The sequence below is a fragment of the Stenotrophomonas sp. YJH_SMC_43 genome, from assembly GCF_059372535.1.
The window spans coordinates 783,827-799,048 of sequence record NZ_JCAFVQ010000001.1; the positions used below are offsets into that span (position 1 = coordinate 783,827).

General features: G+C 67.0%; 13 protein-coding genes. 4 read left to right on the top strand and 9 right to left on the bottom strand.

What is annotated here, in order from left to right:
* Positions 1-27: 27 nt before the first annotated feature.
* Genes AC5QAH_RS03740 through AC5QAH_RS03750 form a run of 3 tightly spaced genes read left to right on the top strand, consistent with a single transcriptional unit; the run spans position 28 to position 4,780 of the window.
* Positions 28-1,875 (top strand): amidohydrolase family protein, encoded by a 1,848-nt coding sequence (locus AC5QAH_RS03740; RefSeq protein WP_197655064.1) that lies wholly within the window; start codon positions 28-30, stop codon positions 1,873-1,875.
* On the top strand, positions 1,854-3,137 hold the full coding sequence (locus tag AC5QAH_RS03745) for an alginate export family protein (protein WP_313510504.1): 1,284 nt from the start codon (positions 1,854-1,856) through the stop codon (positions 3,135-3,137). The genes AC5QAH_RS03740 and AC5QAH_RS03745 overlap by 22 nt, the downstream gene beginning before the upstream one ends.
* Complete coding sequence (locus AC5QAH_RS03750; protein ID WP_313510506.1) at positions 3,131-4,780, top strand: MFS transporter; 1,650 nt, start codon at positions 3,131-3,133, stop codon at positions 4,778-4,780. Before AC5QAH_RS03745 ends, AC5QAH_RS03750 begins: the two co-directional genes overlap by 7 nt.
* A 102-nt stretch (positions 4,781-4,882) precedes the next feature.
* On the opposite strand, the gene AC5QAH_RS03755 is transcribed toward AC5QAH_RS03750, so the two are convergent.
* On the bottom strand, positions 4,883-5,707 hold the full coding sequence (locus tag AC5QAH_RS03755) for an alpha/beta fold hydrolase (RefSeq protein ID WP_071305363.1): 825 nt from the start codon (positions 5,705-5,707) through the stop codon (positions 4,883-4,885).
* A gap of 186 nt (positions 5,708-5,893) precedes the next feature.
* Between AC5QAH_RS03755 and AC5QAH_RS03760 the strand changes: the two genes are divergently transcribed.
* A complete protein-coding gene (locus tag AC5QAH_RS03760) occupies positions 5,894-6,280 on the top strand; it encodes a hypothetical protein (RefSeq protein WP_197601813.1) in 387 nt (128 codons plus the stop codon).
* A gap of 69 nt (positions 6,281-6,349) precedes the next feature.
* On the opposite strand, the gene AC5QAH_RS03765 is transcribed toward AC5QAH_RS03760, so the two are convergent.
* The 8 genes from AC5QAH_RS03765 to AC5QAH_RS03800 form a co-directional block, all read right to left on the bottom strand.
* Positions 6,350-7,063 (bottom strand): DUF2968 domain-containing protein, encoded by a 714-nt coding sequence (locus AC5QAH_RS03765; RefSeq protein WP_235650608.1) that lies wholly within the window; start codon positions 7,061-7,063, stop codon positions 6,350-6,352.
* Between the two features lie 99 nt (positions 7,064-7,162).
* Positions 7,163-9,322 (bottom strand): TadG family pilus assembly protein, encoded by a 2,160-nt coding sequence (locus tag AC5QAH_RS03770; RefSeq protein WP_010485121.1) that lies wholly within the window; start codon positions 9,320-9,322, stop codon positions 7,163-7,165.
* 8 nt (positions 9,323-9,330) lie between these two features.
* Positions 9,331-9,789, bottom strand: a complete 459-nt coding sequence (locus AC5QAH_RS03775) for a DUF3613 domain-containing protein (protein WP_197601803.1) — start codon at positions 9,787-9,789, stop codon at positions 9,331-9,333.
* The gene (locus tag AC5QAH_RS03780; RefSeq protein ID WP_010485125.1) at positions 9,786-10,682 is read right to left on the bottom strand and encodes a tetratricopeptide repeat protein; all 897 of its coding nucleotides are present in this window, start codon (positions 10,680-10,682) and stop codon (positions 9,786-9,788) included. Before AC5QAH_RS03780 ends, AC5QAH_RS03775 begins: the two co-directional genes overlap by 4 nt.
* Complete coding sequence (locus tag AC5QAH_RS03785; protein ID WP_010485128.1) at positions 10,682-11,617, bottom strand: type II secretion system F family protein; 936 nt, start codon at positions 11,615-11,617, stop codon at positions 10,682-10,684. The genes AC5QAH_RS03780 and AC5QAH_RS03785 overlap by 1 nt, the downstream gene beginning before the upstream one ends.
* Before the next feature lie 28 nt (positions 11,618-11,645).
* A complete protein-coding gene (locus AC5QAH_RS03790; protein WP_049410331.1) occupies positions 11,646-12,602 on the bottom strand; it encodes a type II secretion system F family protein in 957 nt (318 codons plus the stop codon).
* Positions 12,603-12,604: 2 nt separating this feature from the next.
* Positions 12,605-13,954: an ATPase, T2SS/T4P/T4SS family gene (locus tag AC5QAH_RS03795; RefSeq protein WP_235650606.1), complete on the bottom strand. Its 1,350-nt coding sequence runs from the start codon at positions 13,952-13,954 to the stop codon at positions 12,605-12,607.
* Positions 13,939-15,195: a CpaE/TadZ family protein gene (locus tag AC5QAH_RS03800; RefSeq protein ID WP_049455076.1), complete on the bottom strand. Its 1,257-nt coding sequence runs from the start codon at positions 15,193-15,195 to the stop codon at positions 13,939-13,941. The genes AC5QAH_RS03795 and AC5QAH_RS03800 overlap by 16 nt, the downstream gene beginning before the upstream one ends.
* Positions 15,196-15,222: the final 27 nt, after the last annotated feature.

The following is a 15,222-nucleotide window of genomic DNA, read 5'->3' on the forward strand; positions in this document are numbered from 1 at the left end:
CTCGATTCCACTTCCAAGGAGCGTCGCATGAGCACGCTGGTCATCCGCAATGCTCGCATTACCACGCTCGATCCGCAGCAGCCGCATGCGCAGGCGCTGGCCGTTCAGGACGGGCGTATCGTCGCCGTTGGCAGCGACGAGGAGATCATGCGCGGCTGGGGCAATGAAGCGACCCTGATCGACGCGCAGGGCCGGCGCCTGCTGCCCGGCCTCAACGACAGCCACACCCACCTGATCCGTGGTGGCCTGAACTACAACCTGGAGCTGCGCTGGGACGGCCTGCGTTCGCTGGGCGACGCCCTGGACATGCTGAAGGCCCAGGTCGACCGCACGCCCGCTCCGCAGTGGGTACGCGTGGTCGGTGGCTTCACTGCCGCGCAGTTCAACGAGAAGCGCCTGCCGACGCTGCAGGAGCTCAATGACATCGCGCCGGATACCCCGGTGTTCCTGCTGCACCTGTACGACCGCGCACTGCTCAACCGCGCCGCGCTGCGCGCGTGCGGCTACAGCAAGGACACGCCGGATCCGCCGGGTGGCCAGATCGTGCGCGATTCGCTGGGCAATCCGACCGGGCTGCTGCTGGCCAAACCCAATGCGTTGATCCTGTACGCCACGCTGGCCAAGGGCCCGCGCCTGCCGATCGAATACCAGGCGAACTCGACGCGCCACTTCATGCGCGAACTGAACCGGCTCGGCATCACCTCGGTGATCGACGCCGGCGGCGGCTTCCAGAACTATCCCGAGGACTACCAGGTCATCGAGCAGCTGCACCGCGATGACCAGCTGACAGTGCGCATCGCCTACAACCTGTTCACCCAGAACAAGGGCAAGGAGGTGGATGACTTCCGTGGCTGGAGCGAGATCCTGCAGCCGCGCCAGGGCGATGACTTGCTGCGCCACAACGGTGCCGGCGAGATGCTGGTGTTCTCCGCGGCCGACTTCGAGTTGTTCAACGAACCGCGACCGGAGCTGCCACCAGAACTGGAGCCGGAACTGCACGACGTGGTGAAGCTGCTGGTCGAGAAGCGTTGGCCGTTCCGCATCCACGCCACCTACGACGAGAGCATCAGCCGCATTCTCGATGTCTACGAACAGGTGAACCGTGAGGTGCCGTTCGATGGCCTGCACTGGTTCATCGACCACGCCGAGACCATCACCCCGCGCAACATCGAGCGCATCCGCGCGCTGGGTGGCGGCATCGCCGTGCAGCACCGCATGGCCTACCAGGGCGAAGCCTTCGTCGAGCGCTATGGCGTGCAGGCCGCGCGGCATACGCCGCCGGTCAAGCGCATGCTGGCCGAAGGCGTGCCGGTCGGTGCCGGTACCGACGCCACCCGCGTGGCCAGCTACAACCCATGGGTGGCGCTGTCGTGGCTGGTGACCGGGCGTACCGTCGGTGGCCTGGCCCTGTATGGCGACGAGAATCTGCTGGAGCGCGAACAGGCGCTGCGCCTGTGGACCCAGGGCAGCGCCTGGTTCTCCGGCGACGAGGCCGTGAAGGGCACGCTGAAAGCCGGCCAGCTGGCCGACTTCATCCTGCTCTCGGCCGACTTCTTCCGCGTCGACGATGCGCAGATCGCCGACATCACCAGCGTGCTGACCGTGGTCGGTGGCCGCATCGTGCATGCCGACGGCGACTACGCCGGGCTGGCGCCGCAGCTGCCGCCGGCGATGCCCAACTGGTCGCCGGTCAACAGGTTCGGTGGCTACCATGTCGGCGGTGCTGCCACCGGGTTGGCCGCCGCCCATCGCCACCATCACGGCGTGGCCTGCAGTACGCATGGTGCTCACGGTCATGCCGCGCAACATGCGGCGCCCACCGATGACCTGGCCGCGTTCTGGGGCGCGATGGGATGTTCGTGCTTCGCGTTCTGAGCCTGGCGCTGCTGGCCGTGCCATCGCTGGCGCTGGCCTGCGAGGGTGGCCATTGCTCTGGCGCCGGCGACGGCCAATTGCGGTGGGACGCCTCGCTGCGCCTGCGTGGCCTGTACTACGACCCGACCCGGTTCGGCATCGGTGGCAGTGAAGATGGCTACGGCCTGCTGCGCGCGCTGGCCTCGGCCACCTATGCGGAGGACAGCTGGCAGGCGAAGCTGCAGCTGGGCGTGCATGCCGAGAATGGCAAGGCAGGCGGCCCTGGCCGCACCGACCGCAGCGCGCTGGACGTGCAGCAGGCGTACTGGCGCTGGCAGCGTGGCAGCTTCCACCTGCAACTGGGCCGGCAGGAAGCCGGCTATGGCAGCTCGCGGCTGCTGTCGGTGCGCGATGGGCCGAATATCCGCCTGGCCTTCGATGGTGCGCGCCTGGGTTGGAAGGGCCGCCTCGGCACGCTTGACCTGATGGCGCTGCGGCCGGTGAAGAACCGGCCGGGAGCCTTCGATGATCATGGCGAACACGGTGCCCACCTGTGGGGTGCCTATGCCACCACGGCACGCGGGCAGGGCGCAGGACAGTGGGATCTGTACCTGCTGGACTACCGCCGGGAAGGAGCACGCTTCTCGGCGGGTTTCGGCATCGAACGGCGGCAGACCGTGGGTGCGCGCTGGTTCGGCCAGTCCGGTTCACTGGACTGGAACAGTGAACTGGTGGCGCAGGGCGGTGAACTGCGCACCTCGGCAGCTACGCTCGACATCCGCGCCTGGACGCTGGCCACCGACACCGGCTGGCGCTGGACGGACCTGCCGCTGCAACCGCGGTTGGGACTTAAGGCGGACATCGCCAGTGGCGATGGCAATCTGCATGACGGCCGCCTGGGAACCTTCAATGCACTGTTCCCGAAATCGGCCTACTTCAGCGAGGCCAGCCTGCTGGCCCCGGCCAACCTGATGGACGTCCAGCCGACCCTGACCCTCCGCCTGCACGACGCGGTGACGACGGAGCTGGGCGTACAGATGGCCTGGAAGCATCGTCGTGCCGATGCGGTGTACACCACGCCGGCACCCCTGGTGGCCTTGCCCGGCACGGCCGGAGGTGCACGCCTGATAGGCACCCAATACAAATCCGAAACCCGCTGGCAGGCCAGCGAACACTGGCAATGGCAGCTGCAGCTGGCCTGGATCGATGCGGGTCCTGCGCTGAAGCAGGCCGGTGGCCAGGACACGCTGTTTGCCTCGATCGTTGGAGCATGGCAATGGTGAACGCAACCGCGTCGCACCCCCCCGCACAGGCCGCAGGTGCCTGGTCCCCGCTGAAGATCCGGATGTTCCGTTCGATCTGGCTGGCAATCCTGGCCAGCAACATCGGCACCTGGGTCAATGACGTGGCCGCCGCCTGGGTGATGGCCGAGCGTACCGGCTCGCCGTTGATGGTTGCCCTGGTGCAGTCGGCCACCACCGTGCCGATCGTGCTGCTGGCGCTGGCCGCCGGAACGCTGGCCGACATCGTCGATCGCCGCAGGTACCTGCTGGCGACCCAGGGCTGGATGCTGCTGGTCGCCGCGATAATGGCGACACTTACCGCGATGGACATGCTCACCCCGCAGCTGCTGGTGCTGCTGACTTTCTGCATGGGCTGCGGCGCGGCGATGGCGATGCCGGCGCAGGCCGCGATCGTGTCCGAACTGGTGCCGCAGCCGATGCTGGCCTCAGCGGTGGCGCTGAACTCGATCGGCATCAACATCGCGCGCTCGATCGGCCCGGCCATCGGCGGTGTGATCGTGGCGCAGCTGGGTGCGGTCTGGGCGTTCGGCTTCAACGCCATCACCTTCGCCGCGATGCTGTTCGTGGTGTGGGGCTGGAAGCGCGACCCGAAGCAGTCGAGCCTGCCGCCGGAGGGTTTTGGCGCAGGGCTGAAGGCGGGCCTGCGTTATGCCAGCCGTGCCGGACGCCTGCAGGCCGTGCTGATCAAGTCGGTCGGCTTCTTTTTCTTTGCCGCGGCGATGAACGCGTTGCTGCCGGTGGTGGTGCGTGGGCAGATGCACGGTGGGGCCGGGCAGTACGGCATGCTGCTGGGCTGCATCGGTATCGGTGCAGTGGGCGGTGCCTTGCTGCTGCCGAAGCTGCGCGCGCAGATGGATCGCGACCTGCTGGTGCTGCTGGCCACGCTCTCACTTGCGCTGAGCCTGGTCGGGCTGGCGCTGACCCGCAGCTGGTACGTGCTGCCATTGGTGATGCTGATCAACGGTTTTGCCTGGATCACCGTGCTGTCGTCACTGCAGATTGCCGCCCAGACCGCGGTACCAGCGTGGGTACGCGCGCGTGCACTGGCGCTGTACATCATGGTGTTCTCCGCCGGCATGGCGGCCGGTGGCCTGAGCTGGGGTGCGCTGGCTCAGCGTACCTCGCCGGAGCTGGCGTTGCTGGTGGCTGCCGCAGGTGCGGTGATCGGCGGATTGCTGGTGTGGCGCGTGCGCATCGCCGGTACCGAAGACCTGAACCTGCGTCCGGCCGGGCACTGGCCGGCACCAGAGCTGTCGGTGCCGGTGTCGAACGATCGCGGCCCGGTGCTGGTCACCATCGAGTACCGTATCGACGACGCTGATCGTGCCGCGTTCCAGGCGCAGATGCGCGCGCTGGGCACGATCCGCCGCCGCGATGGTGCCGTGGTCTGGGGCGTGGTCGAGGATGTGGCCAGCCCGGGCATCCACCTGGAGTATTTCGTGACCCCGTCGTGGCTGGAGCACCTGCGCCAGCACGAGCGCATCACCGCCGACGACAAGGCGATCCAGGAAGTGCTGCGGGAACTGCATCGCGGTGAGCGCGCACCGGTGGTACGCCACTTCGTGGGTGGGCATGACCCGCTGCCGAAGACCGGGGTCCCGCACCACCACAGCGACATCTGACAAAAAGGGGACGGAGGGGATCAAGTCGTTTGTGCACAAACGACTTGATCCCCTCCGTCCCCTTTTTTGTGCGGCGGCGCTGGGTAGCGCCGCCGCGGTGAATCACTTACGCGCGAACGCCAGCAGGTCGGCGTTGAACTGGTCGGCGTGGGTAACGGTCAGGCCGTGCGGCGCACCGGGGTACACCTTCAACTCGGCGTCCTTGATGATCTGCGAGGACAGCTTGGCCGAGGCATCGAACGGCACGATCTGGTCGTCATCACCGTGCACGACCAGCGCCGGCACATCGATCTTCTTCAGGTCCTCGGTGTAGTCCACTTCCGAGAACTCGTGCACGCAGTCGTACTGACCCTTGACGCCACCGAGCATGCCCTGCAGCCAGAACACATCACGCATGCCCTGGGTAACGGTGTTGCCGTCGCGGTTGGCGCCGAAGAACGGCGTGGTCAGGTCCTTGAAGAACTGCGAGCGGTCGCCGCCGGTGCCCTTGCGGATGCCGTCGAAGACTTCCAACGGGGTGCCGGCCGGGTTGGCTTCGGTCTTCAGCATCAGCGGCGGCACCGCGCCGACCAGCACCACCTTGGCCACGCGCTTGCTGCCGTGGCGGCCGATGTAGTGGGCCACTTCGCCGCCACCGGTGGAATGGCCGACCAGGATCGCATCCTTCAGGTCCAGTGCTTCGATCACTGCGGCCAGGTCATCGGCGTAGGTGTCCATGTCGTTGCCGTCCCAGGTCTGGCTGGAGCGGCCGTGGCTGCGACGGTCGTGAGCGATCACGCGGAAGCCGTTCTGGCCCATGAACAGCATCTGCGGGTCCCAGGCATCGGACGACAGCGGCCAGCCGTGGGCGAACACGATCGGCTGGCCGGTACCCCAATCCTTGTAGAAGATGCGGGCGCCGTCGGCGACGGTGACGAAGTTGCTCATTGCGGTTTCCTTGGCGGAAGGGAGGGAAGGCACTGGCAGTTGCGCCGGTGCCTCCGGCAGTACAGCGCAGCGCCAGGCCGGCGACTTGCACGGCTGTGCTGGATTACACCGGATGTGACGCATATCGCTCTGGCACGAAGCCGTTCCGGCATTGAGGATGGCGGTAGCCCTGCTGAGGAGCCTGCGATGTTGAATGCGTATTGGAGTCCGCTGTTGTGCCTGCTGCTGGCCGCGGGCGCGCACGCTCAGACCAACGTCTACAAATGCGTGGACGGGCCGCATCCGGTCTACCAGCAGACGCCGTGCCAGGGGCATGCGGAATGGCGCTGGGAGGTGCCGGCGGAGCCGGCCTCAACGGGTGCAACCATGGCCAAGGCGGCGAGCCCAGCCTCAAGCCGTCCGCGTGTGGTACGGCAGGCGCGTGCGCGGGCTGCACTGATATCGATCAGCGCGGATCCTGCCGCCTGTGAGCGCGCGCGGCAGCAACGCGCAAAGGTGCTGGCCAATGGCAAGCGCATGGACTTCGTGCAGCGCCGGCAACTGGACGATGCCGTGCATGAGGCGTGCCGCTGAAACGAAATGGTGCCGGAAACGACAACGGCGCCCGCAGGCGCCGTTGGACAGGATGCGAGGTGCTGGACCTCAGCGACCGTCGCTGGCAGCCGCCGGTGCCGGCGAGGGCACGCTGTCCGGCTTGGGAAGGCTCAGCTCCGGGTTGCCCTGTTCCGCCTGCAGGATCTGGATGCGGCGCTGCAGGGAATCCAACTGGCTGTTGGTGCTCTGCACGTCGCTGCTCAGGCTGACCGCCTGCTGCTGGGCCTGCTGAAGGGCGGCGCTGACCTGGGCCGACTGTGCCTGCTGCTGTTCCATTTCCTGCTGCAGGGCGCGCAGGCGTTCCTCGTTGTAGGCCACCAGGCGCTCGGTATAGCGCTTGCCGGCCTCCAGGCGGGTGGTGTCGATGTAGACCTGGGCCAGCTGCTCGGACTGCTGCGCGAAGGTGCGGTAGACACGCTCGGCGTTGTCGACGGCATCGGTCTTGATCACCCGCCAGAAATTCTTCTCCTGGAACAGGGCGACGTAGTAGGTCAGGGTGTTGGCATTGAACAGCAGGCTGGCGCCGTAATTGCCGTTGTAGGTGGTGCGCAGCTCGGTCAGCTGGCGGGCATCCATCAGCTGCTTGAGCTCGTCAACGGTGTTGCGCACCACCGGTGCGGTACGTGCGGCCGGCTCTGCGGCTGCTTCGCGGTCGCCACGGGCAGCCATCGCCGCCGGTGCCACCAGCATCATGGTCACGGCCAGCAGTGCCGCGCCGCGCGCGTGCCGGGCGAAGACCGCGCCCCCTGAAGTTTCTCGCATGTCTAGACCATCCACGGATGAGTGTGGGTTGAGATGAAGGTGGTTCCCCGCCGGGAGTCTAGCATGTGCGCGGGCGCCGCCAAGGGCGCCCGTCACGGGTCAGTAGACCAGTTGTGCGGGCGTGCACTGGATGGACTGGACATGCACATCCGTACGGCCCAGTTCCAGGCCCAGTACCTGGGCCAGCAGCGAGCGCAGCAGCGAGCCGACACTGTTGAGCAGCGGCTTCAGGACGTCCAGGGCGGGCTTCAGCAGGAAGCACAGCAGGCCCGAACAACTGACCGGGCCATTGCCGGGGGCGGTGACGCCGTCGCCGGCGAACTGGTCCAGGAAGCCGGCATCGGCGGTCTGCAGGTAGGAAGTCAGGTTGTACTTCATGCAATTGTTGTAGGTGGTGTCATCCAGGGCGCCGATCAGGCTGTTGCACTGCTTGACCAGCAGCCCACCCACAAGCGCTCCCAGGACGCCATCGAGGAGCCCCGAGCCAACCCCGGTCACTGCGTTGCGGAATCCTTGCCAGACCTTGCCGTCGACCATGCAGGTCACCAGCACACAGCTGGTCGGTACCCCCTTGGTGATGTCCCAGTTTCCCAGTGGTTTCAATCCCTGCGTACTGTCTCCGAATTCCAGCAGCTTGATGGTTGCGTCGACATCGTATCGCTTGCGACCAACGTTGGCTGCTTTCAGGTAGCGATCGGCCAACTGCGCTGCGGTCGAGCCCTGGCTCATGCCATCGTCGCGCGGATCGAGCACCCCGGACAGTACGCGCAGCAGTTCGCTGACCAGCTCGGACACGGCGGTGCCCACCTCCAGGGAGTTGACCTGGGTTGAACCGGTCGCGCCGGCGGGGAGGGTGAGGCTTTGCGTGTCGGTCAGCGTATTGACCTTGATGCTGTCATTGATCAACGGGGCGCCGAGCAGTGTCAGCATCTGTTCCTTCTGCAGGGTGTCGCCACAGACATTCTGCTTGGAAAACCGCTCGCTGTCGGCCACCTTGCCGACGCAGGCGCGCAGCACGGAGGACTCGACCTTGATCGTCGCCGTGGGAGGCGTGCTGCCACATTGCAGGCTGGTCAGGGTCGCCATTGCATTGGTCACGTCTGCATGGACCGGCAGCTTCAGGCGGATGCCCAGCAGTGAAAGTACGCCGCCTGCAACGGGGATGTTGTTGGTGTCGATGTCGAGGAAGACGCGGATCTGCGCGTTGTAGGCGCGCGAGCCAATGCCTCCGATGGCGATCGACGGCGGCTCCACCACGGCGGCTTTCGCATTGACCAGGCCCAACAGGTTGAGGTCATTGACCGAGACCGCGCGGCCGCCATTGGCTATGCTGATGCTGGTCCCTATAAGGTCCAGCACATTGACATCGGCCTGCAGCGCGCTGGAAATCGTTCCATCCGGCGCGACCACGCGTGCGAACAAGCCGCCGCCGCTGTCATCGGAGCCGAGTTTCACCTCCAGCTGCTTGAGGTCGATGCCCTGCACGACCAGGGCATTCTCCAGCGCACTCAGGTCCACGTGGGCAACGCCCTGCTGGGTGAGCAGGTCAACGGTCGCCTGAAGGATCTTGCCCAGCTTGACCTTGCGGCCCGCCAGCAGATTGTTGAACTCGGCCACGCCCATGTTGACGTCGATCGGAATGCCCAGTGCCTGCAGCAGTCCGTTCGGAGTGATATGCGCCTGTGCAAGGCCGTCGTAGCCGAGCAGGGTGGTCTTGTCGAGGTCGGCACCCACCAGTTTCAGGACATTTCCCAGTGGCGTGTTGCCGTTGATGCGGAGCAGTTGCGAGCCGACACTGAAAACCGCCGTGGGCTCTGCACGGCGCGCCACGGCCTGGGCGGTCACGGTCGGCAGGCTGCTGTTCTGCCCGAAGAAGGGAAGCACCGCGCGGCGGGTGATGACACGAACGGCGTTGCGTTGATTCGCAGCATCGACGGCCGGGCTGAAGTGCCCCTCGGTGGCCCGGGTCACGTTCCAGTTTCCGCAACGGATTTCCAGGCTCCCAGCGAACCTGTTCTGGGTGAGTGCGCTCTGCCGCGCAGCACTGTTGTCGCTGTTGTCCGAGGTGCACAGCTCCAGCCGTTGCGCTCCAGCCAGTGCGGCCAGATCAGCGACTTTCTGCGCATCGCGCTTGGCCCAGAACAGGTAACCGATCTCGATCAGGCCCAGCATCGCCAGCAACGCCAGCATGACCAGCATCATGGTGATCGACATGCCGCCCCGTGGGCGGCTGAAACTGAACTGGCGTGGGCGTTTCATGGCCTACCTCAGCGTCCGGATGAGGATGATCCCTTGGACTTGGCGACATCGGTTTCAAAGAAGTCCGGGATCTCGTGTTCGAAGCTCTTCATGTAGCGGGCGTAGCTCAGCGTCGCCTGGTCGCCGAGGATCGGCAGGTGCTGCCCGGCCCGTTGCCCCGATGCCTGCAGGCGGAACAGGTTGCGCGTGGTATCGCCGATCTGGCTGCGGCCGGGTCGCGCGGCTGGAGCATTGCCATCGGTGATGGCCACTGCTGCGGGCGCCGCCTGCGGCACCGGTGCTGGCGGGGCCATCAGGTCCACGGTGGCCAGTGACTCGGACTGCAGCGGCTGCGACGTCGGCACAGCCGGCGTGCTGCCGCCAAGCATCCGACCGGTCAGCGGCTGTTGCTGCGCCTGCACGGCAGTGGCCGGTAACAGGCAGATCAGAACGGGCAGCAGGCGTCGGGTCAGGGGCGTCGCGGTCATGGTGTGTTCCCGTTCGGGTGGTCGGAGGTGCTGAAGCGTTCCAGCATCGAGGGCGGCAGGCGCTGCGGATCGCGTTCGTCGCGGCTGTCGCGGCGTGGTTCCGCCGCCAGTCGCGTGGCGGCGGGCGGGTTGCCGACGGCATCTCTGGCGAGAGCACGCGCAGTGGCCGGCACGGCTGCGGCAGCGGCCGATGCGGCCTGGCGTTGCTGCAGGCGGGCACGGATCTGCGCCGCCTGCTGCTGGATGCTGAGCCGGGTCTCGTCGTTGAGGTTGGCCTGCTGGGCGAGGCGTTCGGCGGTGGTGGTGTCGCCACGCAGCACCGCCCACAGCGCGAGGTTGGCAGTGGCCTTGGCATTGCCCGGCGACAGCTCCAGCGCCTTGGCCAGGGGTTCGCGCGCGCGCTCGAACTGCCCGGCGCGCAGCCGCGCATAGCCGAGGTCGCCGAGATAGCTTGTATTCAATGGCTGCAGTTCGGTCGCCCGCGCCAGTGCCTGCTCACTGCCGGCGTCGTCGTCGCGGCGCGCGGCAATCAGGCCCAGGCCATGTGCGGCCGCGGCGGCCTGGGGACCACTGGAAAGATCGCGGTACAGGGCGATCGCAGCATCGGCCTGGCCCGTCTCGCGCAGCGCGTCGGCCTGCAGCAGACGCAATGCCGGCGGATCGCCGTAGCGCTGACGGAAGGCGTCGACGTGGGCGAGCGAGGCATACCATGCGCCTTGCTGCTGCATGCGTTCGATCAGCTCCAGGTAAGCATTGCGGCTGTCCTGCGGCGCCGGTTCGGGCGCGGCCAGGCTGGGCGCGCGCAGGTACTTCGGTGTGGTCGATGCACAGCCGCTGGCGCCGGCAACGGCGGCCAGGGCAACAATCAGGCAGGAAGTGCGCAGGGCAGGCATCAGGGGGACCCCATCTTGGACATGGTAGTGGCCAGCGCGACCAGCGCCGGGCCGGCAAGGACCAGCATCAGCGCTGGCAGCAGGGTCAGCATCATCACCACGGTCATCTTCACCGAGAGCTTGCCGACCTTTTCCTTCAGCGTGTTGCGACGCTGTTCGCGCAGGCGGATGCTGAACTGCCGCAGCGGCTCCTGCACCGCGCCGCCATGGGCGTGCACCTGCAGGATCAGCTGCATCAGGCTGGTCAGGTCATCGTCTGCATAGACCTCGCTCAGCCGGCGCAGCGACTGCGCGCGCGTGCGGCCATGGGTATAGGCGACGTTGGCCTCCTGCAGCTCGCCGCCGAGGACCGGCAATGCATCGCGCAGCTTGTCGCCGAGCGTCTGCAGGCTCTGGTCCATGCTGAAGCCCACGCCCTGCAGCAGGCGCAGCAGGTCGATCAGCAGCGGTAGCTCGTTGTCGACCGCGCGCCGGCGCCGCTTCACCCAGGAGGAGAGAATGAACTTGGGCAGCAGCAGGCCAGCGGCCAAGGCGCCGATGATCACCATGATCCTGGCCAGCCCGGTGACGCTGCTGAATGTCAGCACCAGTGCCAGCACCAGCACGGCCAGCAGCAGGCGCAGGCCGAGGTAGATGGCCGTACCGCGGCGGGTGTTCCACCCGGCCAGATCCAACAGCAGCCGGTCTTCATTGGCCAGCAATGCCGCTTCCAGGCGGCCGCCGCTGAGGGCACGGCCGAAGCGTTCGAGCCAGCCCAGCGAATCGTGCCGTGCAGGTTCGGGGTCACGGGACGCCTCGCGCGGCTGCAGGGCGGTCTTCAACGTGGCCGTTGTACGCTGCTCACGATGGCTGCGTACCCAGCCGCCGATACCCAGCAGGGCGATACCTGCAGCCAGTACGAGCAGGGAGAGGGCGAACCAGGCGCTGGCGCTCATCGGTCGTCTCCGGCGGGGCGGGGGTGGTTCATAGCGATTTGGCCAGGCGATACAGCAGGAAGCCACCGACAAGCTCCATGCCCAGTGCAAGCAGCAGGATCTTGTGGCCAAGCGGATCGTGCAGCACCGGCTGGAAGAAGTCCGGGCTGGCGATCGCCATCAGCACCGCGCAGGCCGGTGGCAGCAGGCCCAGCACCCAGGCTGACATGCGCGTCTCCGAGGTCGTTGCCGCAAGCTCCTGCTGGGCCTGTTCCAGATCGCGCATGAAATCGCCCATGCGCTGCAGGATCTGGTCGGAGCGCCCGCCGATGCGCACGCTGACACCGATCACCACCGACAACACCTTCAACACATCCATGCGATAGGGATGCGAGGCCTGTGCGAGTGCACGGTCCAGCTCCATGCCACTGCGCGCAAAGCGCACCGTAGTGTCCAGCAGCCCGCGCAACGGCGCGCTGGTCTGCATCGAAGCAACCTGGAACGCGGCCTGCAGGCTGTTGCCCAGTGCCGTCAGCCGCACCAGGTTGTCGAGGAAGTCCGGCAGCTGATGCAGCAGTTGCGCACGCAGCTTCGTGGTCCGCCGCATCACCCACAGCCAGCAGCCAAGCAGGTACAGCAGCAGGGTCAGCGGAAACATCCATGCGGTGCCCAGCCGCAGCATCGCCACCACCGACAGTACCAGCCCCGGTACCAGCAGCATGATGGGAATTTTCCAGCCGGTCTGCAGCCCTGCGCGCTGCAGCAGGCCATCCAGCGGCAGCACGCGGCGCCCGGTGCTGGCGGGCCGCGCCGGATCGTTGGCAGCGGTGACGGACGGCCCGGCGGGTGCTCCGCCCGTGGCGCTTCCGCGCGAAAGCTGCTGCTCGGCGTGCCGCATTGAAACCTGGCGTTGTTCACGGCTGCTGGCCGTGCCCCACAGCCAGGCTGCCAGCGCCAGCAGCACCGCGATGATGCTCAACATGCCCAGCAGCGCGCCGGTTCCCATGCTCAGAAGTCTCCGTAGAGCGATTCGCGCAGTTGTTGGCGGAACGGCTCCAGCTTGTGTGAGTGCGGATGGAAGCCCAGCCCGACCCAGCGATCGATCTCTTTGCCGTTGCCGTCGATCTGCAGCTCGTGGCGGAACATTTCCTGGGTGGTGATCAGGTTGTCGCTGACACCGGTGATCTCGGTGATCGATACCAGCACGCGGCGCCCGCTGCCCAGGCGCGAGATCTGCACGATGAAGTCGATGGCACTGGCGATCTGCCGGCGCAGGCTGTCCTCGCTGCCCTGGAAGCCGGCAAAGCCGGCCAGCATCTCGATCCGGTACAGGCAGTCGCGCGGTGAGTTGGCGTGGATGGTGGCCATCGAGCCGTCGTGGCCGGTGTTCATTGCCTGCAGCATTTCCAGGACCTCGGCGCCGCGCACCTCGCCCACCACGATGCGGTCGGGGCGCATGCGCAGGCTGTTGCGGACCAGATCGCGGATACTGACCGCACCGTGGCCTTCGGCGCCACCGATACGGCTTTCCAGGCGGACCACATGCGGGTGGTTGAGCGAGAGCTCGGCGGTGTCCTCGACGGTGATCACGCGCTCGTTCGCGGGGACGTAGCTGGCCAGGGCGTTCAGCAGCGAGGTCTTGCCGGAGCTGGTGCCGCCGGATACCAGGATGTTGCAGCGGCCCAGCACCATCGCCTTCAGCAAGGCCTGCATCGGCGCATCGAAGGTGCCCTTGGCCAGCAGTTCATCGGGGGTGAACGGGTCCTTGCGGAACTTGCGGATGGACACCATCGGTCCATCCACCGCCAGTGGCGAGATGATCGCGTTGAGACGGCCGCCGTTGGGCAGGCGCGCATCGACCATCGGATTGGAGTCATCCAGCCGGCGCCCAAGCGGGGCGAGGATGCGGCGCAGGATGCGCAGCAGATGCGTATCGTCGGTGAAGCGCTGGGTGGCCCGCTTGAGCTGGCCGCCCTGGGACACGTGCACATCCTTGAAACCGTTGATCAGGATGTCTTCGATGGACGCGTCGTGCAGCAGGTCGTCCAGCGGGCCAAAGCCGGTCAGCTCCTTGACCAGGCCGTTGGCCACCACCTGCATTTCCTCTTCGTTGATCGGGATGCGCCACTCCTGGATGAAGCCCGCCGTCTGCACCTGCACCCAACGGGCGATGGTGTCGGGGGCCCAGGAATCGATGTCGATGCGCTCGTCCTCGATGCTGTTGAGCAGGTGCTCATGCGCGGCCGAGAGCACCTTCTGGTACTGCTCGGTCTGCGCGAACGGCTGGTGGCCCGGCGAGCTTTCGGGCAGCACCGGCCGGGCAACGGCATGCGGGAACGGGGTTACCTTGTCTTCCATTGCGATCCACCCAGGGCAAGGGAGAGTCTTTCCCGCAGGCCCTGCGCCTGGACCGGGCAAGCAGCCGGATCCAGGCGCGAAACCAGCGGAGCGAGGGCACGCAGGTAGGGGTCGCGCGGTGCATCCTGCAGCAGCAGGTGGCCCTGGCTGGCAGCCAGGCGCACGCGCGGTCGTTCGGGAAGCGTCGCCAGCAGGGGCACCTCGAAGCGGCGCGCGATCTGCTCCGGGCTCATGCCGCTGCTGTCATCGTGGCGATTGATCACCAGCTGCAGGCGCTTCTCGCGTTCGCGCTGCCCGGCAAGATGCTTCAGTGCCTGGTCGAGCGACACCAGTGTGGCGATGGAGGCATCGGTGACCAGCCAGATCTCGTCGGCCTGGTCCAGCAGCAGCGGCGGCAGCTGACGCAGCGGGCAGCCACCGGCATCACACAGCACGCTGGCGAACACGGTGCGCAGGCGCTGCAGCAACGCACCCGGATCGGACGGCGGTACCGCATCGCTGCCGCTGGCGCGGTCCAGCAGCACCAGCCCGGAATCGTGACGGGCCATGGCCGTGCGGGCGAGGGTGGCATCGATGCGGCTGGCGTTGCGCAGCGCGTCTTCGTAATGGAAGCGGCTGTCCAGGTTGAGGTACAGCGCGAGGTCACCCGAAGGCTGGGCCAGCTCCATCAGCAGGCCGTCCTGATGCAGTGCCTCGCCCTGTGCCAGCGCACGGGTCTGCTGTGCCAGCACCGAGAGATGTGCGGCCAGCGTACTGGTGCCGACCCCGGCGCGCACGCCCAGCAGCACAATCAGGCGCGCCTTGTGCGCGTGCTGCGCGGCGGCAGCCGGTCGTGGCGACAGGGCGCGGCGCAGCGCGGCCTCGATGCCGACGTTGTCGCTGTCCAGATCCAGCACATCACGCAGGCCCGCCCGCAATGCGATGACGACGCCTTCCACCTGGCCGGCGCTGGTGGCACCGACGGCAACCAATGCCAGATCCGGCTCTGTCTGTTGCAGTTGCTGCGCCAGCACGCTGGAGGCGGCCGCATGCTCGGGGCGGAAATCGAGCAGCACAAGGCTCTGCGGCCCACGTTGCAGATCCTGGGCGGAGGTCGGCGTACTGCTGTCCTGCCAGTGCAGGGTAGTGGTCGGCGGCAGTTTGGCCGCCAGCCGGGGCAGCAGTTCGCGATCCATTCCATACAGGACCAGGTTCATCGGCGGTCCTTGCGGATGCAGCGGCTGGGCAGTGGCATAGGGCATGGGCGTGGTATCGCAGGCATCATGGAA